At 63.8% G+C, this 25,656-nt stretch carries 23 protein-coding genes, 1 other RNA gene and 2 pseudogenes; 14 read left to right on the plus strand and 12 right to left on the minus strand.

Annotated elements, in window-relative coordinates; translation table 11 throughout:
- Positions 1–232 precede the first annotated feature (232 nt).
- From BLS60_RS19125 to BLS60_RS19140, 4 genes and pseudogenes are all read left to right on the plus strand, one after another.
- On the plus strand, positions 233–1,552 hold the full coding sequence (locus BLS60_RS19125; RefSeq protein ID WP_092371194.1) for an OprD family porin: 1,320 nt from the start codon (positions 233–235) through the stop codon (positions 1,550–1,552).
- 285 nt (positions 1,553–1,837) lie between these two features.
- On the plus strand, positions 1,838–2,830 hold the full coding sequence (locus BLS60_RS19130) for an aliphatic sulfonate ABC transporter substrate-binding protein (protein WP_092371364.1): 993 nt from the start codon (positions 1,838–1,840) through the stop codon (positions 2,828–2,830).
- Positions 2,831–2,833: 3 nt separating this feature from the next.
- Positions 2,834–3,664, plus strand: coding sequence for an ABC transporter permease (locus tag BLS60_RS19135; protein ID WP_092371197.1), 831 nt, complete (start codon positions 2,834–2,836; stop codon positions 3,662–3,664).
- Positions 3,661–4,365 (plus strand): annotated as a pseudogene (locus BLS60_RS19140) (ABC transporter ATP-binding protein); the annotation flags it as partial. The gene BLS60_RS19135 and the pseudogene BLS60_RS19140, both read left to right, overlap by 4 nt.
- 126 nt (positions 4,366–4,491) lie before the next feature.
- Here BLS60_RS19140 and BLS60_RS21685 read toward each other — a convergent pair.
- Positions 4,492–4,662: pseudogene (locus BLS60_RS21685) on the minus strand (TolC family protein); the annotation flags it as partial.
- Positions 4,663–4,803: 141 nt separating this feature from the next.
- Here BLS60_RS21685 and BLS60_RS19145 point away from each other — a divergent pair.
- Positions 4,804–5,244, plus strand: coding sequence for an NYN domain-containing protein (locus BLS60_RS19145; protein ID WP_338061643.1), 441 nt, complete (start codon positions 4,804–4,806; stop codon positions 5,242–5,244).
- A 100-nt stretch (positions 5,245–5,344) separates the two neighbouring features.
- On the opposite strand, the gene ssrA is transcribed toward BLS60_RS19145, so the two are convergent.
- The 4 genes from ssrA to BLS60_RS19165 form a co-directional block, all read right to left on the minus strand.
- Positions 5,345–5,736, minus strand: a transfer-messenger RNA (tmRNA) gene (ssrA, locus tag BLS60_RS19150).
- Positions 5,737–5,820: 84 nt separating this feature from the next.
- Entirely contained in the window at positions 5,821–6,096 is a 276-nt protein-coding gene (locus BLS60_RS19155; RefSeq protein WP_070882777.1) for a hypothetical protein, read from the minus strand.
- Between the two features lie 155 nt (positions 6,097–6,251).
- Positions 6,252–7,139 carry a cation diffusion facilitator family transporter gene (locus tag BLS60_RS19160; RefSeq protein ID WP_092371216.1) on the minus strand — a complete coding sequence of 296 codons (888 nt, stop codon included), beginning with the start codon at positions 7,137–7,139 and terminating at the stop codon, positions 6,252–6,254.
- Positions 7,140–7,326: 187 nt separating this feature from the next.
- A complete protein-coding gene (locus BLS60_RS19165; protein ID WP_092371219.1) occupies positions 7,327–7,746 on the minus strand; it encodes a polyribonucleotide nucleotidyltransferase in 420 nt (139 codons plus the stop codon).
- 151 nt (positions 7,747–7,897) lie between these two features.
- On the opposite strand from BLS60_RS19165, the gene hrpB reads away from it, so the two are divergent.
- Positions 7,898–10,429 carry an ATP-dependent helicase HrpB gene (hrpB, locus tag BLS60_RS19170; RefSeq protein ID WP_092371222.1) on the plus strand — a complete coding sequence of 844 codons (2,532 nt, stop codon included), beginning with the start codon at positions 7,898–7,900 and terminating at the stop codon, positions 10,427–10,429.
- A gap of 172 nt (positions 10,430–10,601) precedes the next feature.
- Here hrpB and gudD read toward each other — a convergent pair whose 3' ends face one another.
- The 3 genes from gudD to BLS60_RS19185 all read right to left on the minus strand — a co-directional run bounded on the left by gudD (position 10,602) and on the right by BLS60_RS19185 (position 14,083).
- A complete protein-coding gene (gudD, locus tag BLS60_RS19175) occupies positions 10,602–11,948 on the minus strand; it encodes a glucarate dehydratase (RefSeq protein ID WP_092371225.1) in 1,347 nt (448 codons plus the stop codon).
- Between the two features lie 397 nt (positions 11,949–12,345).
- The gene (locus BLS60_RS19180; RefSeq protein WP_092371228.1) at positions 12,346–13,386 is read right to left on the minus strand and encodes a LacI family DNA-binding transcriptional regulator; all 1,041 of its coding nucleotides are present in this window, start codon (positions 13,384–13,386) and stop codon (positions 12,346–12,348) included.
- A 37-nt stretch (positions 13,387–13,423) separates the two neighbouring features.
- Positions 13,424–14,083, minus strand: coding sequence for a YciC family protein (locus BLS60_RS19185; RefSeq protein ID WP_092371231.1), 660 nt, complete (start codon positions 14,081–14,083; stop codon positions 13,424–13,426).
- Positions 14,084–14,253: 170 nt separating this feature from the next.
- Here BLS60_RS19185 and BLS60_RS19190 point away from each other — a divergent pair, with 170 nt between their 5' ends.
- The 7 genes from BLS60_RS19190 (at position 14,254) to BLS60_RS19220 (ending at position 21,307) form a co-directional block, all read left to right on the plus strand.
- Positions 14,254–14,733: an NYN domain-containing protein gene (locus BLS60_RS19190; protein WP_070882793.1), complete on the plus strand. Its 480-nt coding sequence runs from the start codon at positions 14,254–14,256 to the stop codon at positions 14,731–14,733.
- An 8-nt stretch (positions 14,734–14,741) separates the two neighbouring features.
- Complete coding sequence (locus BLS60_RS19195) at positions 14,742–15,347, plus strand: 3'-5' exonuclease (protein ID WP_092371234.1); 606 nt, start codon at positions 14,742–14,744, stop codon at positions 15,345–15,347.
- Between the two features lie 107 nt (positions 15,348–15,454).
- Positions 15,455–15,967 (plus strand): sigma-70 family RNA polymerase sigma factor, encoded by a 513-nt coding sequence (locus BLS60_RS19200; protein WP_070882795.1) that lies wholly within the window; start codon positions 15,455–15,457, stop codon positions 15,965–15,967.
- Entirely contained in the window at positions 15,964–16,881 is a 918-nt protein-coding gene (locus BLS60_RS19205; RefSeq protein ID WP_092371237.1) for a FecR family protein, read from the plus strand. Before BLS60_RS19200 ends, BLS60_RS19205 begins: the two co-directional genes overlap by 4 nt.
- 77 nt (positions 16,882–16,958) lie before the next feature.
- Entirely contained in the window at positions 16,959–19,340 is a 2,382-nt protein-coding gene (locus BLS60_RS19210) for a TonB-dependent siderophore receptor (RefSeq protein WP_167357689.1), read from the plus strand.
- A 183-nt stretch (positions 19,341–19,523) separates the two neighbouring features.
- Entirely contained in the window at positions 19,524–20,852 is a 1,329-nt protein-coding gene (locus BLS60_RS19215) for an RNA helicase RhlE1 (protein WP_092371240.1), read from the plus strand.
- Entirely contained in the window at positions 20,852–21,307 is a 456-nt protein-coding gene (locus BLS60_RS19220; RefSeq protein ID WP_244153441.1) for a GNAT family N-acetyltransferase, read from the plus strand. The genes BLS60_RS19215 and BLS60_RS19220 overlap by 1 nt, the downstream gene beginning before the upstream one ends.
- A gap of 68 nt (positions 21,308–21,375) precedes the next feature.
- Here the strand turns inward: BLS60_RS19220 and BLS60_RS19225 are convergent, their stop codons facing one another.
- The 4 genes from BLS60_RS19225 to BLS60_RS19240 are packed head-to-tail and all read right to left on the minus strand — an operon-like array spanning position 21,376 to position 24,544.
- Entirely contained in the window at positions 21,376–21,945 is a 570-nt protein-coding gene (locus tag BLS60_RS19225; RefSeq protein WP_092371243.1) for a nucleotidyltransferase family protein, read from the minus strand.
- Between the two features lie 15 nt (positions 21,946–21,960).
- A complete protein-coding gene (locus tag BLS60_RS19230; protein ID WP_244153442.1) occupies positions 21,961–22,344 on the minus strand; it encodes a VOC family protein in 384 nt (127 codons plus the stop codon).
- 3 nt (positions 22,345–22,347) lie between these two features.
- On the minus strand, positions 22,348–23,592 hold the full coding sequence (locus BLS60_RS19235) for a TIGR03862 family flavoprotein (RefSeq protein ID WP_092371304.1): 1,245 nt from the start codon (positions 23,590–23,592) through the stop codon (positions 22,348–22,350).
- Positions 23,593–23,623: 31 nt separating this feature from the next.
- The gene (locus BLS60_RS19240) at positions 23,624–24,544 is read right to left on the minus strand and encodes a histone deacetylase family protein (RefSeq protein ID WP_092371307.1); all 921 of its coding nucleotides are present in this window, start codon (positions 24,542–24,544) and stop codon (positions 23,624–23,626) included.
- Positions 24,545–24,776: 232 nt separating this feature from the next.
- Here BLS60_RS19240 and tesB point away from each other — a divergent pair, with 232 nt between their 5' ends.
- Positions 24,777–25,646 (plus strand): acyl-CoA thioesterase II, encoded by an 870-nt coding sequence (gene tesB / locus BLS60_RS19245; protein WP_070882803.1) that lies wholly within the window; start codon positions 24,777–24,779, stop codon positions 25,644–25,646.
- Positions 25,647–25,656 lie beyond the last annotated feature (10 nt).

The following is a 25,656-nucleotide window of genomic DNA, read 5'->3' on the forward strand; positions in this document are numbered from 1 at the left end:
CCGGTGGCGCTTCTCCTATATGCAATTTAGTTACTACAAGGTAATTAATAATTCTTTTTATGAATTAATCATCACCTCGTAGATTAGTCGTCAGCCGACAGCGGATCACCGCATCGGGCCCGAATCAGGGGCTCTCATGCCAATCCGCCGCGACCTGCGCCAAGACGCTGTCCTGCCGAGCCCCTGTGCACTGCCAACCCGAATAGCACATACAGCACGTGGAGCATCACGCATGAACAAGTCTAATCTGGCGCTTGCCGTCGCTCTGGCCGCACTTGCCACCGAAGCGACCGCCGCCGGTTTCATCAAAGACAGCAAGGCCAGCCTTGGCCTGCGTAATTTCTATTACGACGTGAATACCCTGAACACCGTCAACAATAATGGCGAGGCGCAGGAGTGGGGGCAGGGGTTCATCTTCAACTACAACTCCGGTTTCACCGAGGGCACAGTCGGTTTTGGCCTCGACGCCATCGGCCTGCTAGGCGTGAAGCTGGATTCTGGCGGCACTGCCGGCAAGACCGGCCGTGATCGCACTCCCGGCCAACTGTTTCCGCTGGAGCGGGACGGCAGTGCCGTGGACGACTACAGCAAGGCCGGCGTGACCGCCAAGGTGCGTCTGTCCAAGACCGAGGCGCGCATCGGCACTCTGCTGCCGAAGCTGCCTGTGGTGACGTTCAACGATGGACGGCTGCTGCCGCAGACCTTCGAAGGCGGGCAGATCATCGCCAACGAGATTGACGGCCTGACTCTGACCGCCGGCCAGCTGGAAAGCACCAAGACCCGCAGTTCCACCGACGACATTGCCCTGCGCATCGCCGGGGCCGCGGGCGACGCTGATACCAACACGTTCTACTTTGCCGGTGGCGACTACAAGCTGACCAGTGATCTGACGCTGCAGTATTACTACGGCAACCTGGAAGATTTCTACAAACAGCACTTCCTTGGATTGGTGCACAACTGGGCCATCGGCCCAGGTTCGCTGAAGACCGACCTGCGCTATTTCAACAGCGGTTCCGACGGCAAGAACGGCAGCGCCTCCGGCCGTGCCGAAGGCTACCGCAGCGCCGGCTACTGGCGTGCCGGCGACAGCAGCACAGGTGAGGTCGACAACCAGACGTGGAGCGCGTTGTTCACCTATACCCTGGGCAGCCACTTCGCCAGCCTTGGCTACCAGCAGGTTGACGGCGATAGCGCATTCCCCTTCCTCAACCAGGGCGGCGGTTCCTCCTCCTACCTGATCACCGACCGGCAGATCGGCAAGTTCCAGAACGCTGGCGAGCGCACCTGGGTGGCCGAGTACGGCTACGACTTCGCCAATCTTGGCGTGCCTGGTCTGAAAGCCAGCGTTGCCTACCTCAAGGGCGATAACGTCGACTCTGTCAGCGGTGATTTGAAAGAATGGGAACGCGATTTTCGTCTCGACTACACCTTGCAGGACGGACCGCTCAAAGGCCTCGGTGCGTCCTGGCGCAACGCGACCCAGCGCGGCAATGTCGCCACCGACGCCGACGAGAACCGCCTGATCTTGAGCTACACACTGACCCTTATTTAAAGCAACGAATCTGCTCAAGGTCTGCTGGGCGTAAGCAATGCTGCGTTAAAACGCTTGGAAAGCCGCTTGCGGCTAACGCACGCCAGTGCCGCCCCGAAGGGGGAGCGAAGCGAGTCAGACACATATACAACACTACAGTCGCCCACGACTCCGACCCGTCCGCGCTGCGTTTTGCCTTGCATTGCTCTGTCTCACCATCCTTTGAGCAGGTACTAGCCCCACTGACATCTCCTGACCGGCCCGCCAACGGGCCGGAAGGAACTTCATCCAAATGAGGAGATGACCATGACCAAGAACGCCTTGCGTGTTGGCCTTGCAGCCCTGTTCGCTGCCTGGCTACCGGCCGCCGTACACGCCGCACCACCGAAAGAAATCCGCCTGGACTACGCCTACTACGCCCCCACCAGTTTGGTGCTCAAACAACAGGGCCTGCTGGAAAAAGCTCTCGCGCCGCAGGGCATCGGCGTCAAATGGGTGTTCAGCCAGGGCAGCAATCGTTCGCTGGAATACCTCAATGGTGGCAGCACCGATTTCGCGTCCACTGCTGGCCTCGCTGCCGTGCTCAGCCGCGCCAACGGCGCGCCGATTAACACCGTTTACGTTGCCAGCCGCCCGGAGTGGACGGCACTGGTGGTGCCCAAGGACTCGCCTATCCAGTCGCTGGCCGACCTAAAGGGCAAGAAGGTCGCAGCCACCAAGGGAACTGACCCGTTCCTGTTCCTTCTGCAAAGCCTGCAAAAGGCCGGGTTGGATAAAAACGACGTGGAAATCGTCCACCTGCAACACCCCGACGGCCGCGTCGCCCTGGAGCGCGGCGACGTGCAGGCCTGGGCCGGGCTCGACCCGCTAATGGCGTCCAGTGAGCTGCAAGCCGGTTCGCGCCTGCTGTACCGCAACCGCGACTTCAACAGCTACAGCGTACTCAGCGTCACCGAAACGTTCGCCAGGCAGCAGCCCGAGCTGATCAAGCAGGTGATCGCTGCCTATGAGCAGGCGCGCCAGTGGGCCATCGCCAACCCCGATGCCCTGGCCCAATTGCTCGCCGACGAAGCCAAGCTGCCGCTGGAAGTGGCCAAACTGCAACTGTCGCGCACCGACTTCAGCAATCCGCAGCCTGGCGCCGAGCACATCAAGGCGCTGAAGGCCGCCGCGCCTATCCTGCTCGACGAGCAACTGGTACGTCCGGGCACCGACGTGGCTCAGGTAGTCGACCAACTTATCCAGCCGCAATTGGCCGCCCAGGTGATCGGCCCTGCCGTTGCGAAGGCGAGGAACTGATCGATGAGTGCGCTCAACCTTGTCATCGTTCGCTGGGCTGAACGGCTCCCAGGCTGGCGGCCGATGCTGACCGACCTGCGCGGTTGGGTAGTGCCCCTCCTGCTCCTGGCCCTGCTGGAAACGTTGGTGCGCAGCGGCGTTTTGCCCGCGCACCAGATGCCCGCGCCGAGCCAAGTGGCGCAAACGCTCTACGGGCTGGCGCAGAGCGGCGAGCTATGGCGCCACCTCAGCGCCAGCCTGGCACGGGTGGGCGCCGGCTTTACCATTGGTGCCGTGCTGGCTCTCGTAATCGGCACCTGGGTGGGGCTCAGTCGTCGCGCTGAGGCCTATCTAGAGCCGACTTTCCAGGCATTGCGAGCCATCCCCAGCCTGGCTTGGGTACCGTTGCTGTTGCTCTGGCTGGGTATCGACGAAACGCCAAAGATCGTGCTGATCGCCCTCGGCGCGTTCTTCCCGGTGTACCTGGCGCTGCTCGCCGGTATTCGCAACATCGATCGCAAGCTGGTGGAAGTGGGCCGGCTCTATGGCCTATCGCCGCTGGCGCTGGTGCGCCGCATCCTTCTGCCCGCCGCGCTGCCGAACCTGTTCACCGGCCTGCGGGGCGCGCTCAGCCTGAGTTGGATGTTCCTCGTCGCAGCCGAACTGATTGCCGCCACGCGTGGCCTCGGTTACCTGCTCAGTGATGGCCGGGAAACTTCGCGTCCCGATTTGGTGATCGCCACTATTCTGCTGCTGGCGCTACTCGGCAAGCTCAGCGACAGCCTGCTCAAAGCGTGGGAAACCCGTGCCTTGCGCTGGCGCGACAGCTACCAAGGTGGGGAGGACGGAGCATGAGTGCGCTATTGAAACTGCAGAATATCCACAAGGCTTTTGCCGACGTGCGCGTGCTCGAAGACGTCAGCCTGAGCCTGGCTGCAGGGGAAGTGGTGGGCCTGCTTGGCCCCTCCGGCTGCGGCAAGAGCACTTTGCTGCGCATCGCCGCCGGGCTGGATCAGGACTACCACGGTGGGCTGCAACTCGACCCGCTGCTCACGTTCGCCGGTGGCCGCGGTGTGGTGTTTCAGGAGCCCAGGCTGATGCCCTGGCTCAGTGTGGCGCAGAACGTGGGTTTCGCTGATGGCCGGGGGGCTGACGGCTCATGGGTGGAACAGTTGCTGCGCGACGTTGGCCTGCAAGGGCGCGGCGCTGCGCTGCCCAAGCACCTTTCTGGCGGCCAGGCCCAGCGAGTAGCCATCGCCCGCGCCCTGTACGGAAAACCGCAAGTGCTGTTGCTCGACGAACCCTTCAGTGCGGTGGACGCCTTCACCCGCATGAAACTGCAGGATCTGGTGGTGGACCTGGCGGCACGCTACGAGGTCGCCGTACTTCTGGTTACCCACGACCTCGACGAAGCCTTCTACCTCAGCGACCGTGTGCTGATTCTCGGCGGCACGCCGAGCCGCCTGCAACGTGAACTGGCCGTGCCGCTGGTACGTCCGCGTGACCGCCGTTGTGCAGAACTAGCCCATCTGCGAGGCGAAGCATTGACTGAGCTGTTCCAGTCCAAGGGCCCCGCGGGCATAAGTTCGGATTCAACCGGTTTACTTAGCCCGTTGCAGCTTTCTGACGACCGCTGTTTAACCAAGTGAGCCGCCAAGTTAAGTGGACGCTAACACTAGGTATCAGCGCTCGGCGACTGATCGATGCTCAGGTTGCCAGCCGCCGCCCAGAGCCCGGAACGCGGCAATCGCTGCGCGCGTCGATTCGGTCTCGGCATTTGCCCTGGCATCCGAGGCTTGCAACAGCGTCTCGTCGGCGTTGAGCACATCGATCAAGCTGGCCGCGCCGTTCTCCACATCCAGGATCCAGCATCTGCGACGGTGTCCGTAGACTATTTCACGTCTCCCGTCATTGCCCGGCTTGCCACTCATGGTCAGGCTTCTAATGATGCACAGCACCGTTACATTCGGGCTTTGCAGGCCAAGGGTGTTTCCGTGACCCAGGGTCGTCACCGCCTTGCAAGGGGTTACGCACCTCGTTACATGGAAGGGCAGGAAGCCTCTCGCAGGAATCAGGTAGCAATTTGGCAGCTTGAGGAGAAAGAGACGGACGTCAACATCGCCTTGGGAATGTACCGCACTGCATGTCGTTCCGATCAGCTCAAAATTGAGCAAATCGTGCTTGTTTCAGGCGACACCGACCTTGGACCTGCCCTGGCTGCAATTCGCCAAGACTTTCCGAATATTCGGTTAGGCGTGATTCTACCTCACCGCTTAGAAGACAAAGAGCTTGTACGCAATCCCCCAGGTTCGCTGAAGAAACATGTGGACTGGTTGCGCACATACATCACTGATGACGAGCTGTCGGTTTGTCAGCTGCCGGTGAAGGTTCCTCTTGTCAGGAAGCCGGCCATCGTGAAGCCAGACTATTGGTGACCCTGGCCTTACTGTGACACTTTCGGGACACTGACAAACGCCAGAAACCAAAAGCCCCCGAAAATCACTAGGATAATCAGGGGCTTAGGGTGTTTCGATTTGGTGGAGCCGGGGGGATTTGAACCCCCGTCCGCCAGTTCTCCACTGTCGGTACTACATGCTTAGCCGTGTCTATTAAGTTAATCCTCAGCCGCCCGACGGGCAGGGTGCTTTGGACGAGTTGTGTGAGTTTTAGCCGCTTCGTCCACAACGTACTACGCGGCGATCCTGTTCTGCATGACAATCACTTCGGGTTTACAGGCATCCCCTAGTGATCGCTGGAGCCGAAGCTACCAGAAGGACTAGTCGCGCCGCTTACGCAGCGAGAGCGTAGCCCTCGTAGTTTTCGTCATTGGCAACTATAGAAAGTTGCAACAGTGGATTTACGACTTCTGTTACCAAGTCGGCATGCACCTCGAGCTTCGCTACCGGCGTCGAATCCTAATCGGCCCCGAAACTTGCTAGACACGTAGTGTACGCCAAAGCCGCTGGAGAGTCGACCAAGGCGTGCACTGCGCGGATCAGCCGGCGTATGCCTTAGCGAGTGGTGCCGCTGCCATCGTCGCCTGGGGCGTCGAGCAGTTGCAGGGCGCGCTCGGCATGGGTGCCGCAGGTTTTGAGATCGCCGGCGGCTTGGGCCTGCAGGGCTTGCTGCTTGGCTTCTTCAACCTGACTTTTCAGCGGATCGGCGATGGTGGTTTCAGTCGCCACGCGGTTGTCGAGTTTCTGCAGGTTGACGGTGCACAGGTCATCGGCTGCGAAGGCTGGTGCGGCCAGTACGGCGGCAATGACGAACATGGATACGCGCTTCATGTGGTAATCCTCTCATCACGAATAGGTTCCCGGTGCCGCCCTGGTTGAGGGTGAGGAGAGCCGGGAGCGACCCACCCAAATCATTTGGGCTTACAGAACCTGACTGGCCTTACGCAACGGCGGTTCAGTGTTTTTCTGCTGGCGCATCGCCTGCATCAACTTGGTGCAGGGCTGTCCGCAGGATCTGCATGCACAAGTACCTCGGCCTGGTCGAATTCGCCGCGAATGGCGTCCTCCACGCGTTCGCACAGCGCATGGGCCTCGGTGAGGCTGAGGTTGCCCGGCAGGTCGACATGCAGTTGCACGAACCAGCGGGTGCCAGACAGGCGTGTGCGCAGGTCGTGGATGCCGAGTACACCTGGCACGGTGCAGGCCAGCTCGGCCATGCGCGTGCTGACTTCGGGAGCGAGCTCCTGGTCCATCAGCACGCCAACCGACTGCCGGGCGATACTGAACGCGCTCCACAGAATGTAGCCGGCGATTGCGATGGCAAACAGCGCATCGCCCTGTTGCCAGCCGAAGTAGGCAAGGAGCAGGGCGAGAAGAATGCCGCCGTTAAGCAGCAGATCGGAGCGGTAGTGGAGTGAGTCGGCGTGGATGGCGGTGGAGCCGGTCTGGCGCACCACGTGGCGCTGAAACAGCAGCAGCGCGACGGTGAGGATCATGGACAACAGCATGACTGCGATACCCAACGCCTGCGCGTTGAGCGGTTCCGGATGGCGCAAACGATCAAAGCCTTGTACCGCGACGAGTATTGCACTGGCGCCGATAAACAGCGCCTGGCCCAGCCCGGCGAGGGCTTCAGCTTTGCCGTGGCCGTAACGGTGATCGTCATCGGCAGGCCGCAGAGCGATGTTCACGGCGATCAGGTTGAGCAGTGAGGCGGCGCTGTCGAGCAGCGAGTCGGTCAGGCCAGCGAGCAGGCTTACCGAACCGCTGGCCCACCAGGCGATTGCCTTGCACAGCACCAGGGTCAGCGCCACGCAGAGTGCGGCGGCGGTGGCTTGGCGCATCAGGCGGGCGTGCTGGCGATTGAGGGTCATGGGTTATCCATGTGCGGCTGTCGAAAAGTATGCAGAACGCGAATTGAAGGTCTGCGAGGCCTGGGCGGCCCCGCAAAAACAGGCAAGAAAGCGGCGCAGGGCACAGGGCGACCTTACCGCTGAAGAAGAACTTTACGAGCCGTTGATAACGCAGCGGGCCGACGCGTAGCTGGGCGTCGGCCTGTTCTCAGGCTGCTGGACGCAGGCCGTAGGCTGCTAGTTGCTCGCTGCTGCCGCTGTGTTGGATCAGGCGCGGATCGTCGAGCGGCAGGCTGTGGCCGGTCTGGGTTTCGATCAGCGCCTTGAGCTTGGCGGTGTCGATCTTGCCGTCGGCGCCGACCACGTCCTGCAGGGAGTCGGGGTTGACCTGCGCGCTGAGGCCGCCTGGCAGGTAGATCGCGCCCGTGGCGAAGTCGACGCCGAACGCGATCAGGCCGGGGATCACATAGAACAGAATGCCGATTGCGTTGAGGCCGAGGATCAGCGGGTCGACACGGCCTTCGATCTGACCGCGGCGATCAGGGTAGAAGAGGGTGCCGCAGGCAGTGAGCTGAGTGACCAATGTGACGGCGAGAACGCCGCCGATAACGCGGGATTTCGTGCGCATCGAGCACCTCCAGAAAAAGTGGACGCCACTATAGCAAGGCGTGGATTGCAAAGCTGCTGTGGCGCTGCGAATACGCAGCGTTCGATGCCATCTGACCGGCGAAGCCGAGAGACGGTTCGCCGTATAATCGCCGGCTGATGATGGAGCCTTGATGAATACCCTGCCGATCGATTCCCTGTTACCTGATCTGTGTCGCGCGTTGGCCAGCCGCCATGAAGTGGCGCTCGAAGCGCCGCCCGGTGCCGGCAAGACAACTCGCGTGCCGCTGGCGGTGCTCGACCAGCCGTGGCTGGCCGGGCAGCGCATCATCATGCTCGAACCTCGCCGGCTGGCTGCACGCGCAGCGGCCGAGCGGCTGGCCAGCGAGTTGGGCGAGACAGTCGGCGAGACCGTGGGGTATCGCATCCGCCTGGACAGCAAGGTCGGCCCGCGCACGCGAATCGAGGTGGTGACCGAAGGCATCCTTGCCCGTCGCCTGCAGGATGATCCCGCGCTGGAAGGTGTAGGGCTGGTCATCTTCGACGAATTTCATGAGCGCAGCCTCGACGCCGATCTGGCCCTGGCGCTGACCCTCAATGGCCGAGCGATGTTCCGCGGCGCTGAGAGTGGCGAGGCGCCGCTCAAGGTGTTGCTGATGTCGGCGACGCTGGAAGGTGAACGTTTGGCCGGGCTGCTTGATGGTGCGCCGGTGCTGCGCAGCGAAGGGCGCATGTTCCCGGTGGAGACCCGTTGGGGCGCGCCCTGGCAGGCGGGCGAGTGGCTAGAGCCGAAGGTATTGCAAACGGTGTTGCAGGCGCTGGCCGATGAGCCGGGCAGCCTGTTGGTGTTTTTGCCAGGCCAGGCAGAGATTCGCCGGGTGGCCGAGCAATTGGGTGAGGCGCTGGCAGGCCGATCCGATGTGCGCGTCTGCCCGTTGCATGGTGAGCTGGAATTGTCGGCCCAGCGCGCGGCCATCGAGCCGGCACCGGCGGGGCTGCGCAAAGTGGTGTTGGCGACCAATATCGCTGAGACCAGCCTGACCATCGACGGCGTGCGCGTGGTGATCGATGCTGGTCTGGCGCGGGTGCCGCGTTTCGATCCGGGCAGCGGCATGACCCGCCTGGATACCCAGCGCATTTCCCGGGCGTCGGCCACGCAGCGTGCCGGCCGTGCCGGGCGCCTGCAGCCAGGCGCGTGCTACCGGTTGTGGTCGCAGGCGCAGCATGAGCAGTTGCCCGCCTATTCCTCGGCGGAGATTCTTCAGGCCGATCTGGCGGGGCTTGCGCTGCAGCTGGCGCGCTGGGGCGTCGAGGTGGAGGAATTGGTGTGGCTCGACCCACCGCCTGCTGCCGCTTATGCCCAGGCCCGCGACCTGCTGCAGCGCCTCGGCGCACTCGACGCGCGGGGCGTGATCACCGCGCACGGCCAGGCCATGGCCGAGCTGCCGGCGCATCCGCGTATCGCCCATCTGCTATTGCGCGGGCAGGCCCTTGGCCTGGGCGAGTTGGCCTGCAGCTTGGCGGCGCTGTTGGGCGAGCGCGATATCTCGCGCGGCGCCGGTGCGGACTTGCACAGCCGTCTGGCCTTGCTTTCCGGGGAGAGCCGAGCCGCGAGGGGCGCTCAGGGGGGCGTGCAACGAGCCCGGCAACTGGCGCGGCAGTTTCAGGGCTACCTGCGCCGTGTGCCGGCTAGCGAGGCAGTCAGCGATCCGGAGCACAGCCGTTGGCTCGGTGCGCTGCTGGCGTTCGCCTATCCGGATCGTATCGGCCGGCAGCGGCGAGACGGCGGCGCCGAATATCGCCTGGCCAATGGCCGTGCGGCGCTGTTCAACGAAGCCGATGCGCTGATGAAGCACGCCTGGCTGGTGGTCGCCGACCTGGGCAGCCGTCAGGGCCAGCGCGAGGAGCGCATCTACCTGGCCGCTGACTTGGACCCGGCGCTGTTCGATTCCGTGTTGGCTGAACAGGTGACCAGCCAGGACCTGCTCGAATGGGATGAGCGCGAGGGCGTGCTGCGTGCCGAGCGGCAGCGCAAGGTGGGCGACCTGGTGGTGTCCAGCGAAGCGCTGGCGGGCTTGAGCGCCGAGGCGCGGGTTGCTGCACTGGTCAATCTGGTGCGGCGCAAGGGGTTGGTGTTGTTGCCATGGACGCCCGAGCTGCGCCAGTGGCAGGCGCGGGTGATGTTGCTGCGTGGCTTGGATATGCAACAAGGCAAGAGCGAATGGCCGGATGTCTCGGATGCGGCACTGCTGACCAGTCTGGATACCTGGCTGGCGCCCTACTTGGGCAAGGTCACGCGGCTGAGCCATTTCGGCAACCTCGACCTGCCATCGATGCTGCAAACCCTGCTGCCCTGGCCGCTGCCACAGCGTCTCGACGAGTGGGCTCCGCGCAGCCTGCCGGTGCCCTCCGGTTCGCGTATCAGTCTGGATTACAGCGAACACCCACCCGTGTTGGCGGTGCGCCTGCAGGAGCTGTTCGGCCTGGCCGAGACACCGCGCATCGCCAATGGCCGGCAGCAGGTCTTATTGCACCTGCTGTCGCCAGCCCGTCGGCCGGTGCAGGTGACCCAGGACCTGGCTAATTTCTGGCGCACCACCTATGCCGAGGTGAAAAAGGATTTGAAGGGGCGATACCCGAAACACTACTGGCCCGACGACCCGCTGATCGCCGAACCGACGGCGCGGGCCAAACCGCGGAAATAACAACAATCGCTTAGCCTGGGCGGCCGGGGTTTTGCCGAGGTCCTTACCGCGTGGCCGGCACGGCTACCGAACCGGAGCCTGCGGTTGAGCGCAGCGATACCCAGGATGGCGAGTTCCCGGGTACCGCTGACTCACTCCAGGCTTGCGGGCCAGAGGTTGCTCTCGACAGTACTCAGCGCACCAGGCAGGGCTTCTTGTTATCGAAGGTCCAGCCGCTGATCAGGTACTGCATGGCCACGGCGTCGTTGCGCGCGCCCAGGCCCATGCCCTTGTAGCATTCGTGGGCCTTGGCCACGGCGTCCATGTCCAGTTCCACGCCGAGGCCCGGCTTCTGCGGCACCTTGACCAGACCCCCTTCGATACGGAACGGCTCCTTGGTCAGGCGCTGGCCGTCCTGCCAGATCCAGTGGGTGTCGATCGCGGTGATCTTGCCCGGCGCGGCGGCAGCCACGTGGGTGAACATGGCCAGCGATACGTCGAAGTGGTTGTTCGAGTGCGAGCCCCAGGTCAGGCCCCAGTCGTTGCACATCTGCGCCACACGCACCGAGCCCTGCATGGTCCAGAAGTGCGGGTCGGCGAGGGGAATGTCGACCGATTGCAGCTGGATCGCATGGCCCATCTGGCGCCAGTCGGTGGCGATCATGTTGGTGGCGGTCGGCAGGCCCGTGGCACGACGGAATTCAGCCATTACCTCGCGGCCGGAGTAGCCGTTCTCGGCGCCGCACGGGTCTTCGGCATAGGCGAGCACATGGTGCTGGTCACGGCACAGACGGATGGCCTCCTGCAGCGACCAGGCGCCGTTGGGGTCGAGGGTGATGCGCGCATCCGGGAAGCGTTCGGCCAGCGCGGTGACCGCTTCGATTTCCTCGTCGCCGCGCAGCACGCCGCCCTTGAGTTTGAAGTCCTTGAAGCCATAGCGCTCGTAAGCCGCTTCGGCGAGGCGCACCACACCTTGAGCATCCAGCGCTTCTTCGTTGCGTACACGGAACCAGGCGTTATCGGCATCGGCTTCTTGGCGATAGGGCAGGTCGGTTTTCGTGCGGTCGCCGATATAGAAGAGGTAGCCGAGCATTTCCACGGCATCACGCTGTTGGCCTTCGCCAAGCAGGGCGGCGACCGGTACGTCCAGGTGCTGGCCGAGCAGGTCGAGCAGGGCGGCTTCCACGGCGGTCACGGCATGGATGGTGATGCGCAGGTCGAAGGTCTGCAGGCCCCGACCGGCAGAATCACGGTCGGCGAACGCCTGGCGCACTTGGCCGAGGAGTTTCTGGTACTGGCCGATGGATTGGCCGAGAAGCAACTCGCGCGCGTCTTCCAGGGTCTGGCGAATGGCTTCGCCGCCGGGCACTTCGCCCACGCCGACATGGCCGGCGTTGTCACGCAGGATCAGCAGGTTGCGGGTGAAGAAGGGCGCATGCCCACCGCTCAGGTTGAGCAGCATGCTGTCGTGGCCGGCAACAGGGATGACCTCTAGTGAGGTGATGACCGGGGTGCCTGTATGAGTGTTGTTATTGTTCATCGCTTGACTCCTGTTGCCGACGTCGGCGTTGCGGATGGTCTGGCTGCCCTGCCGGGCAGCGGTATAGTCGAAAAGATAACGTTATCATCATAAACAGATAGCGTTATCATTCAAGTGCGGAATTTGCAGGTTGGCGGTTTTAGAAGATGCATTTGGAGCGATTGGGGAGTTTGAAGAGCCCCCGGCTGATGGCGATCATGGCGTGAATCTGATTCGGAAACGACCTCAGGCATAGGGCCTCGCTGACATGGAATCTCCTACGCGGGGAGCGTGGGTCGTTTTCTATGCGTGGCTTTATTTGATACCCAGCTTGCCTGCTCCCGCGTATCGCGGCGCCCAGCCCAGCCCAGCCCAGACCAGCTCACCCTAGCCCAGGCTACGGGCAGCCGACTTCCGTTCAGGCCGTGCTGCTGCGCTCGATGATCGCGAAGCCGGTATCCAGGCTTGGTTCGGCGCGCTGGCCGTCGAAACGGCGCAGCAAGGCTTCGGCGACCTGGTTGCCCATTTCCGTGGCATTGACGCTGACGGTGGACAGGGCCGGGTTGGCGAACTGGCCGTTGAGGGTGTCGCCGAAGCCCAGCACGGCGATGTCGCCCGGTATGTTCAGCCCGCGGGTGGCCGCTTCGGCGAGCACGCCGAGGGCGACAGTATCCGAGCTGCAGAAGATGAAGTCGGGGCGCTCGCCGCTCTCCAGTAGATTGGCCAGGCCTTTGCGGCCGACCTCCCAGGTGGCGGGCAGGGGCAGGGTTTGCACGGCCACGCGGTCGACGCCCAGTGTGGCCAGTCGCTCGATGACCGCGTGGCAGCGTCGCTGCGCGCGCGGGTCGTCGACGCCGATCACCGCCCAACGGCGGTAGCCGCGGGCGAAGAAGTGCTCGGCCACGGCGGCGCCGACCTGCTCGTGGGAGAAACCCACCTGCATGTCCAGGCCATCGTCGCTCAGGTCCCAGGCCTCGACCACCGGAATGCCGGCGGAAGACAGGCGCTCGCGGCTGGCCTGGGTGTGGAAGGTGCCGGTCAGCACGATGCCGTCCGGGCGGCGGCCGAGGATCGCCGCCAGCAGCGCTTCTTCGTGCTCGGGGGTGTAGCCGCTCGGGCCGACCAGGGCGTGATAGCCGGACTCGGCAAGGCGGTCCATGATCGCCTGCACCACGCTGGCATAGATCGAGTTGGCGATGGTCGGCAGCACGATCGCCACCAGGCGGCTCTTGCTGGTCGCCAGGCCGCCGGCCATCAGGTTGGGCACATAGCCCATGGCGCGCACCACTTCCAGCACGTGGGTGCGGGTGGCGTCACTGACCAGTTCCGGGCGCTGAATCGCCCGCGACACGGTGATCGGCGAAACACCGGCCTTGAGCGCGACGTCCTTGACCGTGATCGGCAGGTCGCCGAGGTCACCACGATCTTTGGCCAGCTCTCTGCGCGATTTTCTTGCCACGGGATCGTCTCGGTCGGTGCGTAGGTGGGCCGGCAGGTTACGGCAGCGGCGCGGCGTTGTCGCCAGTGCGCAGCATGAACAGACGGAACACCACCACGGTGGTGAACAGCTGGCAAAGGCCGAGCAACAGGTCGAGCGCCAGGCGGCCGAGCGGGTCGGCAGCGCTGTCACCGATCCAGAGACCAAGGCCCCAGGTCGGCACCATTAACAGCAGCACGCAGGCGAGGATCGGCCAGAAGTGCCCGCGGGTCAGCTGCAAGCTTTCCTGCAGGGCCTGCAGCGGCGACAGCCCGCGCAGCACCAACAGGTAATCAGAGAACACCAGCCGGACCATCAGCCACAGCCCCGGCAGGATGAACAGCGAGGCGCCGAGCATGATCGCCAGAGTGCCAATGCCGGCCAGCAGTACGAAACGTGGCCACAGGCTGAGGCTGGCCGCGATCAGCGCGCCCTTGGCCGGTTGCTCGCCACGGCTGCGTGCATCGATGAACAGAATCAGCGCCGCGCTGTACAGCGGGTAGAAGCACAGCCCCAACAGCACGTCATAGAGCGGCAGCTTGGCCGCGTCGACCAGGCTGTCGAGCTGCTGGCGGACGAGCGCCTCCGCAAGCACGAAGGGTAGGCACAACAGGACGATCTGCAGCAGGTGTTGCCGGAAGAAGAACCAGGCGTCACGCAAGGCGTCGAGAGGATTCATGGTAGATCGCAGCCAGAAAAACAGGTCGCCATGATACGAGGGCGCCGGTTTTGCCACCAGTGAACACGCGCACGCCTGTCGCCACCCGGCCGCCGTTTTCGACCTGGAGGGCGCCGGGCTGGCATACTGGCCGACTGCGCAACCCGCGCGGGCCCTTGTGAGGATGTCCGGTGAAGAAAATAGCCGTGTTCGCCGACGTACAGAATCTCTACTACACCGTGCGCCAGGCCTATGGCTGTCACTTCAACTACACGGCGTTGTGGAATGAGCTGGCCGCCGGCGGCGAGATCGTCGAGGCGTACGCCTATGCCATCGACCGTGGCGATCCCAAGCAGCAGCAATTCCAGCAGATTCTGCGCAACCTCGGCTTCACCGTGAAGCTCAAACCCTACATCCAGCGCAGTGACGGCTCGGCCAAGGGCGACTGGGACGTGGGCATCACCATCGACGTGATGGACGCGGCGGCGAATGTCGACAGCGTGGTGCTGGCCTCTGGCGACGGCGATTTCGACCTACTGCTCGAGCGCATCCGCCAGCGTCATGGTGTCGAGGCCGTGGCTTACGGCGTTCCCGGGCTGACCGCACAATCACTGGTGCGCGCGGCCACTCGTTATGTGCCCATCGAGGGCCATCTGTTGTTGAAACACTGAGGCTTTACGTGAAACCCATCGCTGTCATCGACTTCGAAACCACCGGCATGTCGTCGGCCCAGCAGGCGCGCGCCACCGAGATCGGCGTGGTGATCATCGAGAACGGGCAGATCACCGCCCGCTACCAGAGCCTGATGAACAGCGGCGCCTGGGTGCCGCCCTTCATCGAGCAACTGACCGGCATCAGCAACGCTATGCTGCGCGACGCGCCGCCCGCCGCGGAGGTGATGCACGCCGTGGCTGATTTCGTCGGCGACATCCCGATGCTGGCGCACAACGCCTCGTTCGATCAGAAGTTCTGGGACGCCGAACTAGGGCTGATCGGCCGCCGCCGCGTGCAGCAGTTCGCCTGCTCGCTGCTGCTGTCGCGGCGCCTGCTGCCCGGTGCCCCCAGCCACAAGCTCGGTAACCTCAACCGCTGGGCGCGCCTGCCAGATACCGGCAAGGCGCACCGGGCGCTAGCCGATGCAGAAATGGCCGCCAACCTGACGCTGCACCTGTGCCGTGTGCTGCGCGAGCAGTACGGACGCAGCACAGTCGATCACGACTTTCTGCGTCTGCTGCAGGGCATGCCCGCTGCCAAGGTGCGCGCCTTGCTCGCGGCTGCAAGCTGAGCGGTTAACGGCTACTAATAATTCTCATTTACTTAGCGGCGAGGCGCTCTCTATACTGCCGGTCCCCTGATGGTTGACGCCATCGAGATCTGGCCGAGGTGTAGAGAGTGGAGTGGGGCGGAATCAACTTGCGCTGGGCCTACACCGACCTGCTCCTGAGCCTGAGTCGGCGTACTCACTGTGTGCAACGCGCCTATGACGTGCTGCACGATTCATTCATCCGCTTTGTTCTGGCCAACCAGCGCGGCGCCATCGAGCAGCCCAACGCCTACCTGCGGCGCATCGCCCACTCCGTGTTGGTCGACCATTACCGCGATGCCTCGCGCTATCAGCCGCTGCCCGAGGCAGGGGCCGAGCCGCGCATGGCGGTGGACGACGACGCAGCCTTTGTACCCTCCGCTGAGCACTTGGCCGATCTGCAGCAGCGCCTCGACGCGCTGCAGCGCATTCTCGATTGCCTGCCGCCGCGTTGCCGGGAAGTGTTCTGGCTGGTGCGCATCGAAGGCCACCGCCAGGTGGAAGTCGCTGCCATGCTGCAGATCAGCACCTCGATGGTCGAGCGCCACTTGGTGCGGGCGCTGCTCGATCTGCACGAGGCCCGCGAGCTGCTCGGCGCATGAGCGCACGACGCCGTGAGGCCGCGCACTGGTTCGCGCGCCTGCTGGAACTGCCTGAGGATCATCCCGAGCGTCAGGTGTTCGCCCATTGGCTGGCTGCCGACCCGCGCAACGCCCAGGAATTTCACAGTTTCAAGCGCCTGTGGGGCGATTTCTCCAGCACTGAGCAGACCCGCGCGCTGGCCGGTGCCCTGGAGAACGCTGGGCGTCGACGCTTCCTGCGCACCGGCATGCTCGGTGGTTTGCTGCTCGGCGGCCTGGGTTCCTGGCTCCTGGCGCGCAATGCCGCGCGCCAGGAGCTGCAGCTGTTCACCGGTATTGGTGCGTTGCGGCGCATGCAACTGGCCGACGGCAGCGAGGTGCAAATGGATGCCGACACGCGCCTGCATGTGCTGTTCGATGATCAGGTGCGCCACCTGACGCTGCTGCGCGGCCGGGCCATTTTCGAGGTGCGCCATGACCCGCAACGCCCCTTCGTGGTGGATGCCGGTGAGGCGCAGGTGCGCGTGTTGGGAACCCGTTTCGTGGTCGAGAAATTCGACCGTCGCGTGCAGGTCGCCGTAGCCCGTGGCCGGGTGGCGATGGCGGTGGGCGGTCAGCAGCTCGAGCTGGGCGCTGACCAGGTCGGCCTTTACCGCGAGCAGGGCGGACTGCAACGCTCCGATCGCAAGGCTGCAGGCGCCTTTGGTTTCAGCAATGGCAGCCTGGTGTTCGAACAGGCTGACCTGGGTGAAGTGGTCGCCGGTCTCTCGCGTTACCGTGCCAAGGCCCTCCATCTCGAGCACGCCGAGGTAGCGCAGACCATTACCGCCGTGGTCCAGGTCGCCGATATCGAGGCCTTCCTCCAAGTCTTGCCACAACTGGCCGGTGTGCAGGTGCAGGAACGTGCCGACAGCACGCTGGTGCTGCCGCGCTGATTTTTTTCAACTAACGGGTTGGGCTTTTTGCCGGCTGCTCCGTCAAGGGGTATCCGAGCATCATCACGAGAGCCATCATGCTGCGCACCTCCCTGAAAACACTGGTCTCCGCGAGCGCCCTGACGCTGGCGCTGGGCGCGTACGGCGCGCCCCTCGAACTGGATCTGCCCGCCCAGCCGCTGGCTGTGACACTCAAGCAACTGGCCAGCCAGGCTGGCGTCACCCTGGCCGTCGATGATCGCCTGGTCGCCCGCCGCTCGGCGCCTGCGCTAAAAGGCACCTTTGCCATCGATGAGGCCTTGAGCCGGTCGCTGGCGGGTTCCGGCCTGGTGGTGCAGCGCAGCGGCGATGTGTGGCTGATCATGGAAAACCAGCCATCTGCCGCGCTCGATCTGCAGGCCATCACGATCAGCAGCGACCTGGTGAGCACCGCCACCGAAGGCACCGGCTCCTACACCGCCCGCGCGGTGACGTTGGGCAAGGGCACGCAGTCGCTGCGCGAGACGCCGCAGTCGGTCAGCGTGATCACCCGCAAGCAGATGGACGACCGCAACTTCACCTCGCTGGATCAGGTGCTCTACAGCGCGCCGGGCATCACCCTGCAGACACGCAATTTTGGTGACCACCAGTACAACTCCCGCGGTTTCGAACTGGGCGCCGACGCCTACCTGGTCGATGGCATGCCCGGCGTGATCCACAGCCCCACCGGCTGGATGACCCCGGACACCGCCGTTTATGACCGCGTGGAGATTCTGCGCGGCGCCGCCGGCCTGTTGGTCGGCAATGGCAACCCGGGCGGCGCGGTCAACCTGGTGCGCAAACGGCCGACTGCCGAGCCGCACTTCTCAGTGACCACCCGTGCGGGCTCTAACGATTTCTACCGCATGGACCTCGATGGCAGCGGTGCGCTGAACGAGTCCCGCACCCTGCGCGGCCGCGCCCTGGTTGCTTACGAGGATCGTCAGTATTTCTACGACCGTGAGGCCAGCCGCAAGCCGCTGTTCTACGGTATCGTCGAAGCCGACCTCAATGACGACTCGACCCTGTCCGTCGGCCTGCGCCGACAAACCAGCGTGACCACCGGCTATTCGATCTTCGGCCTGCCGCGTTACAGCAACGGCAAGGCGCTGGACGTCTCGCGCTCCACGTCGCTGGCGCAGGACTGGAACCGCCACGAAAGCGAGCAGACCGAAGTTTTCGCCGACCTGGAATATCGCCTCAGCGATGACTGGACCAGCAAAACCTCGCTGACCCGTGCCGAAGGCGGTTTCGATCAGCGTTCGGCACTGCCGCAAGGCGCAATCAATCCCGCCACCAATACCGGTTCACGACTGTTTAGAACGCTGTATCGCAACGATGACGTGACCAATACCGGCATCGACAGCAACCTGTCGGGCAACTTCGAAGCCTTCGGTCTGCGCCACACGCTGATGGTCGGTGGCAACTGGTCACGTGAAGGGCAGTACAGCAAGACCGCCAATATCAACACCGCTGCTGGTGCTGGCGCCATCGACGTGTTCAACCCGAACCATCAGGTGCTGGCCAGGCCGACGCGCAATGGCTGGACGGCGGTTAATGACAGTACCGAAACCCGTTATGGGGTCTACGGCAACACACGGCTTTATCTGAGCGAGCCGCTGAGCGTGGTGCTGGGTGGGCGGTTGAGCTGGTACGAATACGAGACCGAAGAGACCCGCACTGGCGCCAAGGCGGGGAACCGCCAGGACCATGAGTTCACTCCTTTCGTGGGCGTCATCTACGACCTCGATGAGCACTGGTCGTGGTACGCCAGCTATGCCGATATCTTCCAGCCACAAAGCGATTACCGCACCGCCGCGGGCTCTTTGCTGGACCCCGCCGTGGGCGTCAACTACGAAACCGGTATCAAGGGCGAGCTGTATGAGGGGCGCTTGAACCTCTCCGCCGCGCTGTTCTACATCAAGCAGGATGACGTGGCGGCAGCAGACCCCAGCGGCGCGCTCTGCGATACGAATATCGACGGCTTCTGTTACCTTAATAGCGAAATCCAGCGCAGCAAGGGCTACGAGTTGGAGGCCAGTGGCGAGCTGTTGTCGGGCTGGCAGGTAGCCGCCGGCTACACCTTCAACCAGACCAGCAAGGCCAGCGGTGGCCCAACCGACTACCAGACGCCCAAGCACCTGCTGCGCGCCTCGACCACGTACCAACTGCCGGGTGCGCTCAATCGCCTGACCGTCGGCGGCGCCGTTTCCGCGCAAAGTGGCTACAGCACCGATACGTATGGCCCAGAGGTGAGCAACTCGGGTCGCGCGGTGTACGACGCCTTGGCCACCTGGAAAATCGACCAGAACTGGACCGTCGGCCTCGACGCCAAGAATCTGTTCGACAAGAAGTACTACAAATCGGTGGGTGAGCTGCGCCGCGGTAATTACTACGGCGACCCGCGCAGCTACATGCTGACCCTGCGCGGCGAGTTCTAAGCCGCGTGCTGAAATACGTAGCCTGGCGTTGAGCGAAGCGATACCCAGGTTTTGCATTTTCCGGGTGTCGCTGCGCTCGACCCAAGCTGCGGCTATGTGTTCACCGTGCTGCAACTGCTGAGCGGGCGCTACCCGGACAGGATAAACTGTGCGGCATCTCCATTGCCCACCACGTTGCCCGCCATGACCTTCGCTTCCCTCTGCCTGATCGAACCCCTGCTGCGCTGCCTCGACGGCCTCGATTACAAGACCCCGACGCCCGTACAGGCCCAGGCCATCGGCCCGATCATCAAGGGCCGCGACATCATGGCCGCGGCGCAGACCGGCACCGGCAAGACCGCCGCCTTCACCCTGCCGATCCTGCAGCGCCTGATGATGGAAGGCCCGACCGTCGCCAGCAACTCGGTGCGCGCCCTGATACTGGTGCCGACCCGTGAGCTGGCCGAGCAGGTGCAGCAAAGCGTGCAGACCTATTCGCAATTCCTGCCGCTGCGTAGTTACGCGGTGTACGGCGGCGTCAGCATCAACCCGCAGATGATGAAGCTGCGCAAAGGCCTCGACGTCCTCGTCGCCACCCCCGGCCGGTTGCTCGATCTGTATCGGCAGAATGCAGTGAAGTTTTCCCAGTTGCAGGTGCTGGTACTCGACGAAGCCGATCGCATGCTCGACCTGGGCTTTGCCCGCGAACTGGACGACCTGTTCGCCGCCCTGCCGAAGAAGCGCCAGACCTTGCTGTTTTCCGCCACCTTCTCCGAGGCCATCCGTACTTTGGCCGGCGAGATGCTGCGCGATCCGCTGAGTATTGAAGTCAGCCCACGCAACGCGGCTGCCAAGTCGGTCAAGCAGTGGCTGATTCCGGTCGACAAGAAGCGCAAGGCCGAGCTGTTCCTGCACCTGTACCGCAGCAAGAAATGGTCGCAGGTGCTGGTTTTCGTGAAGACCCGCAAGGGCGTCGACGAACTGGAACATGAACTGCTGGCGGCGGGCATCAAGGCCGATGCCATCCACGGTGACAAGCCACAGCCCACTCGCCTGCGCGCGCTGCAGCGCTTCAAGACCGGCGAAGTCGATGTGCTGGTCGCCACCGATGTGGCCGCCCGCGGCCTGGATATCGATGACCTGCCGCTGGTGGTCAACTTCGACTTGCCCATCGTCGCCGAAGACTACGTACACCGCATCGGGCGTACCGGCCGTGCTGGCGCCACCGGCCAGGCCGTGTCGCTGGTCTGCGCCGACGAGGTGCAACTGCTGTCGGCCATCGAGGCACTGATCCAGCAGATCCTGCAACGCGTCGAAGAGCCGGATTTCATCCCCGACCACCGCGTACCGCAGACGCTTGCTGGCGGACAGGTAGTAAAGAAACCGAAGAAACCGAAAAAGCCCAAGGTGGTCGGCGGCGGCAAGTCCGGGAGCCTGGGGCGCTGGATGGAAGCCGACGAGCCGGCAGCGCCGCCGGTCAAGGCCGTGCGCAAGGTGCCGAGCTTCGGCGGCAAGGCGAAGGGCGGGCGCTAGTGCTGATACGCCGCGCCAGCGAGATGGATGTCGACGCGATTACCGTGATTGTTCACGAAGCCTACGCCCTCTACATTCCTCGAATCGGCAAGGAGCCGGCGCCGATGCTTGATGATTACCGCGAGGTCATCGAGCGATGCAGGGTGTTCGTACTGGAAGCGGAAGGTGTGGTGAGGGGCGTTTTAGTGCCGGAGCATAAAGGCGATGTACTGCATGTGCAGAACGTCGCGGTGTGCAATCAGGCTCGTGGCCAAGGACTGGGCAGGCAACTGATGAGCTTCGCCGAACGTCAGGCTCGGGAGCTGGGTTGCGCGGCTATCGAGCTCTACACCAACGAACTGATGACCGAGAACATCCAGTTTTACCCGCGCTTGGGGTATCGGGAAACTCGCCGGGCGGTTGAAGAGGGTTACGCCCGGGTGTTCTTTCGAAAAGCGATTTCGCCCGAAAACTAGGCGGTGTATTACGAGACAGCTCCTGGGTATCGCTGCGCTCAACCCAGGCTACGTTCCGATCCTCCTGACTATGTCTCTATCTTCAGCCAAGGCCAGCGTGCCTGGTAGCTCTGCGCCTTGTGTAGAAACATTGCTGGCTGAAGGTTCAGCGGATTGATCCGCAGTACCCCGTTTTGCAACTCGTCCAGTCCGTGGGTGCTGTACAGCTCGCCGCTGCGAACATCGAGACCGATACAGGTGGCTTTGACCAGATAACGGTCGATGCCATCGGTTGCCTTGCGCAATCGCGGGTAGGGTGCGCCGAATTTGCTTTCGTACCACAGATGCACGCGGGCCTGATTCTTCACTTCGATAGTTGCAGTGAGGCCTTTGCAGGCCTCTGCCACTCGCTCGATCACAACATTTTCTGCTTCCCAGCTCAGGTCAGTATCGAAGTAGAAAATATCGTAATCGTTGATACCCCAGTCAGCCGGCTGCCCGCTCTGTCGATTCCAGTACGCCTGGTACAGGCAGCCGGCCGTCAGGTAGCAGCCGGGGAGGTCCAGGGTGCCGAGGATGTGCAGCAAGGCGCGATTCACCGGGTTGCTCAGGGCACAGTCCAGCAGCGCCTGGGCCGTCAGGTTATTGCGCCTGTCCATGGTGAGCGGGCCGCCTCAGATTTCCTGCCCGATACGCCAGAGCACGCCGCTCGGGTCGAAGAGGATGAACTCGCGCACGCCCCAGGGCTGGTCTTCGGGGGCGGTGGTGCGGATGCCGAAGCGTTCGGCGAGGTTTTCCTTTTGCACATTGGCCCACCAGGCTTCGACGTCATCGACCAGCAGGTGCATGACAAAATTGTCCGCCTGTTCCTTCACGTAGAAATTCTGCAGCAGGAACGCGCAGTGCTCGCCGTTGCTGAAATAGCTCATTTCGTCCGACTGCCAGCCGGGCGTGAAGCCCAGGGCCGTGTAGAAGGCCTGGCTGAGTGGATAGTCCTTGGCCGGGATGAAAGTCTTGAGCTGGACGCTGGTCAGCATGCGGGTTGTTTCCTTATCCATGGATTATCGGTTTGTTGATTGCAGCCAGCGGACGATGCCCTGGCCGGCCACGCGGCCGCTGGCGAAGCAGGCGGTCAGCAGGTAGCCACCGGTAGGCGCTTCCCAGTCGAGCATTTCGCCCGCGCAGAACGTGCCGGGCAGGGCGGTCAGCATCAGTGCCTCGTCGAGCGCTTCGAACGGCACGCCACCGGCACTGCTGATCGCTTCTTCCAGTGGGCGTGGTCTACGCAGCTCGATGGGCAGAGCCTTGATCGAGGCGGCCAGGCGCAGCGGATCGGCGAAGTGCTCGGCGGGGGCGAGCTCGCGCAGCAGCGCGGCCTTGGCGCCATCCAGCCCGGCCTGGCGATGCAGGTGTTTGGCCATGGAGTGCGAGCCACGTGGCTTGCTCAGGGCCTGGCCCAGGGCGTCTTCGCTGCGCTGCGGCAGCAGATCGAGGTGCACCACGCAGCGACCGTCACGGGCGATGCGCTGACGAATCCCTGCGGACAGCGCATACACCAGGCTGCCTTCGACGCCTGTGGCGGTGAGCACGAACTCACCCTGGCGCAATGCTTCGCCTTGCAGGCCAAGGGCGACGTTCTTCAGCGGCGCGCCGGCGAACTTTTCCCGCAGCAGCGGGCTCCAGGCGGCCACGTCGAACCCGCAGTTGCTTGGCTGCAGCGGTGCGACGGCGATCCCGGCGTGTTGCAGGTGCGCCACCCAGCTACCGTCGGAACCCAGTCGCGGCCAACTGCCGCCACCGAGGGCCAACAGCACGGCATCGGCCTGGACCGCACGTTCGCCCTCAGGGGCGTGCACGCGCAAGCTGCCGTCGGCATTCCAGCCCAGCCAGCGGTGCCGGTTATGCAGCTGCACGCCGGCTTCGCGCAGGCGTTTGAGCCAGGCGCGCAGCAGCGGCGCGGCCTTCATGTCGGTGGGGAACACGCGGCCCGAGGTGCCGACGAAAGTCTCGATACCCAGCCCATGAATCCACTCGCGCAGTGCGTCGGCATCGAAGCCTTGCAGCAGCGCGTCGACCTGCGGCTGGCGCTCGGCGTAGCGGGCAGCGAAGGCCGGGTAAGGCTCGGAGTGGGTGATGTTCATGCCGCCGACGCCGGCGAGCAGGAACTTGCGGCCCACCGAAGGCATGGCATCGTAGAGGTCGACCCGCACGCCGGCGAGCGCCAGCACCTCGGCAGCCATCAGGCCGGCGGGGCCGCCGCCGATGATGGCGACCGAATGGGCGATGGGCTTGGAAGTATCGGTCATGGTCGCGTCAGGCTGGGCAAAGGAGCGAAGTTTACCCGAGGCCTCGCTGCTGCCATACCCGCGCGGCGCTGTGATGGAAAATGCCGTGGCGGCGGGCGAGGGCGTAGCGATCTTTGCTATAGCCGCCACCGATCACGCCGACCACCGGAATGTCGCGGCCCAGGCAATGATGCAGCACGGCTTCATCGCGGGCGGCCAGGCCGGCGTCGGTCAGCTTCAGGTAACCGAGGGCGTCTTCCTGATGCACGTCCACGCCGGCGTCGTAGAGCACAATGTCCGGCTGGTACAGCGGCAGCAGGTAGTTGAGGCTGTCATCGACCACCTGCAGGTAGTCGCGGTCACCCATGCCGCGCGGCAGCGGGATATCCCAGTCGCTGTCGGCCTTGCGCGCCGGGAAGTTCTGCTCGCAGTGCAGGGATACGGTGATCGCGTCATCTACCCCGGCCAGCAGCCGAGCTGTGCCGTCGCCCTGGTGCACGTCGCAATCGAAGATCAGCACGCGTTGCGCCTTGCCGCTGGCCAGCAGGTAGCGGGCGATCACCGCCAGGTCGTTGAAGATGCAGAAGCCTGCCGGGTAATCGTAATGCGCGTGATGGGTGCCGCCGGCCAAGTGGCAGGCCAGGCCATGTTGCAGCGCTTTCTCCGTGGCAAGCAGCGAGCCACCGACGGCGCGTACCGTGCGCTGCGCCAGCGCCGGGCTCCAGGGTAGACCGAGGCGGCGCTGGTCTTCATGACTCAGTTCGCCGCTCAGGTAGCGCTCGATATAGGCCGGGCAGTGGCAGAGGGCGAGGATTGCCGACGGGCACATTTCAGGGCGCAATAAATCGGCGTCCCGCGTCAGCCCGCTCTCCACCAGGTGGTCACGCAGCAGGCGGAATTTTTCCATCGGGAAGCGATGGCCGTCGGGAAACGGCGGGCTGTAATCATCGTGGTAGATCAGCGGCAGCGGCATATAATCGTGGCGGTTGGTGAACCCTGGGCAGTATGCACGAGAAGCGAAGTGGATGGGATCGAGCCGCAGGCGCCGGGTCTACTCCTGCGCCCTAAGCCTCGCGGCGGGCTCAGCCTGCCACCTTCACGGGCACGACAATATTCCTGACCGCCGGCAAAGGCATTACCATTCACCCTCCGCGCAGCCCGCGCGTGTCGCAGTATTGCCCTGGGTAGGGGCCGTGGAGAGCCGTATGAGTCAAGTCCTGCAAGAGTTGGTGGCATTGCTGAGCCTGGAGGCCATCGAAGAAAACCTGTTCCGTGGCGTCAGCCAGGACCTTGGTTTTCGGCAGCTCTTTGGCGGCCAGGTATTGGGGCAGTGCGTGTCTGCAGCCACTCAGACGGTCGAGGCGGATCGCCATGTGCACTCGCTGCATGGCTACTTTTTGCGCCCGGGCGATGCCACCTTGCCGGTGGTCTATCAGGTTGACCGGGTGCGCGACGGCGGCAGCTTCAGCACCCGTCGGGTGACGGCTGTGCAGAAGGGCAAGCCGATTTTCACCTGCAGCGCCTCGTTCCAGTATCAGGAAGAGGGCCTCCATCACCAGGGGCAGATGCCCGATGTGCCCGGCCCGGAAGGCCTGCGTTCGGAAACCGAGCTGGCCAGTCTGGTGGCCGACTCGCTGCCGCCACGGGTGCGTGAGCGCGTGCTGTTCGACAAGCCCATCGAGATTCGCCCGGTGGCTGTCGACAATCCTTTCGCCCCTCAGGTGAGCGAGCCGGTCAAGTACGTATGGTTCCGCGCCGACGGCGAGCTGCCGGATACGCCGGCCATTCACAAATACCTGCTCGGTTACGCATCGGACTTCAACCTGCTGACCACCTCGATGCTGCCCCACGGCGTGTCGGTGTGGCAGAAGTTCATGCAGGTCGCCAGTCTCGATCATTCCATCTGGTTCCACGGCAACCTGCGCATGGACGACTGGCTGCTTTATGCCATGGACAGCCCGTGGGCCGGCAACGCCCGGGGCTTTTCCCGCGGTAGCGTGTTCAATCGCCAGGGGCAACTGGTGGCATCGGTCGCGCAGGAAGGCCTGATCCGCTTGCGCGAAGACTGGCGTTAAGCGCTGCAGC

It is taken from the genome of Phytopseudomonas seleniipraecipitans, from assembly GCF_900102335.1.
GTDB lineage: Bacteria > Pseudomonadota > Gammaproteobacteria > Pseudomonadales > Pseudomonadaceae > Aquipseudomonas > Aquipseudomonas seleniipraecipitans.

What these genes read in the sequence shown, in the direction of transcription:
- BLS60_RS19210 (WP_167357689.1), top strand. Translation starts at nt 16,959, where the DNA reads ATGCTGCGCACCTCCCTGAAAACACTGGTCTCCGCGAGCGCCCTGACG.
- BLS60_RS19125 (WP_092371194.1), top strand. Translation starts at nt 233, where the DNA reads ATGAACAAGTCTAATCTGGCGCTTGCCGTCGCTCTGGCCGCACTTGCC.
- BLS60_RS19215 (WP_092371240.1), top strand. Translation starts at nt 19,524, where the DNA reads ATGACCTTCGCTTCCCTCTGCCTGATCGAACCCCTGCTGCGCTGCCTC.
- BLS60_RS19230 (WP_244153442.1), bottom strand. Translation starts at nt 22,344, where the DNA reads ATGGATAAGGAAACAACCCGCATGCTGACCAGCGTCCAGCTCAAGACT.
- BLS60_RS19185 (WP_092371231.1), bottom strand. Translation starts at nt 14,083, where the DNA reads ATGAATCCTCTCGACGCCTTGCGTGACGCCTGGTTCTTCTTCCGGCAA.
- BLS60_RS19235 (WP_092371304.1), bottom strand. Translation starts at nt 23,592, where the DNA reads ATGACCGATACTTCCAAGCCCATCGCCCATTCGGTCGCCATCATCGGC.
- BLS60_RS19135 (WP_092371197.1), top strand. Translation starts at nt 2,834, where the DNA reads ATGAGTGCGCTCAACCTTGTCATCGTTCGCTGGGCTGAACGGCTCCCA.
- gudD (WP_092371225.1), bottom strand. Translation starts at nt 11,948, where the DNA reads ATGAACAATAACAACACTCATACAGGCACCCCGGTCATCACCTCACTA.
- BLS60_RS19165 (WP_092371219.1), bottom strand. Translation starts at nt 7,746, where the DNA reads ATGCGCACGAAATCCCGCGTTATCGGCGGCGTTCTCGCCGTCACATTG.
- BLS60_RS19155 (WP_070882777.1), bottom strand. Translation starts at nt 6,096, where the DNA reads ATGAAGCGCGTATCCATGTTCGTCATTGCCGCCGTACTGGCCGCACCA.
- BLS60_RS19240 (WP_092371307.1), bottom strand. Translation starts at nt 24,544, where the DNA reads ATGCCGCTGCCGCTGATCTACCACGATGATTACAGCCCGCCGTTTCCC.
- BLS60_RS19205 (WP_092371237.1), top strand. Translation starts at nt 15,964, where the DNA reads ATGAGCGCACGACGCCGTGAGGCCGCGCACTGGTTCGCGCGCCTGCTG.
- tesB (WP_070882803.1), top strand. Translation starts at nt 24,777, where the DNA reads ATGAGTCAAGTCCTGCAAGAGTTGGTGGCATTGCTGAGCCTGGAGGCC.
- BLS60_RS19160 (WP_092371216.1), bottom strand. Translation starts at nt 7,139, where the DNA reads ATGACCCTCAATCGCCAGCACGCCCGCCTGATGCGCCAAGCCACCGCC.
- BLS60_RS19130 (WP_092371364.1), top strand. Translation starts at nt 1,838, where the DNA reads ATGACCAAGAACGCCTTGCGTGTTGGCCTTGCAGCCCTGTTCGCTGCC.
- BLS60_RS19225 (WP_092371243.1), bottom strand. Translation starts at nt 21,945, where the DNA reads ATGGACAGGCGCAATAACCTGACGGCCCAGGCGCTGCTGGACTGTGCC.
- hrpB (WP_092371222.1), top strand. Translation starts at nt 7,898, where the DNA reads ATGAATACCCTGCCGATCGATTCCCTGTTACCTGATCTGTGTCGCGCG.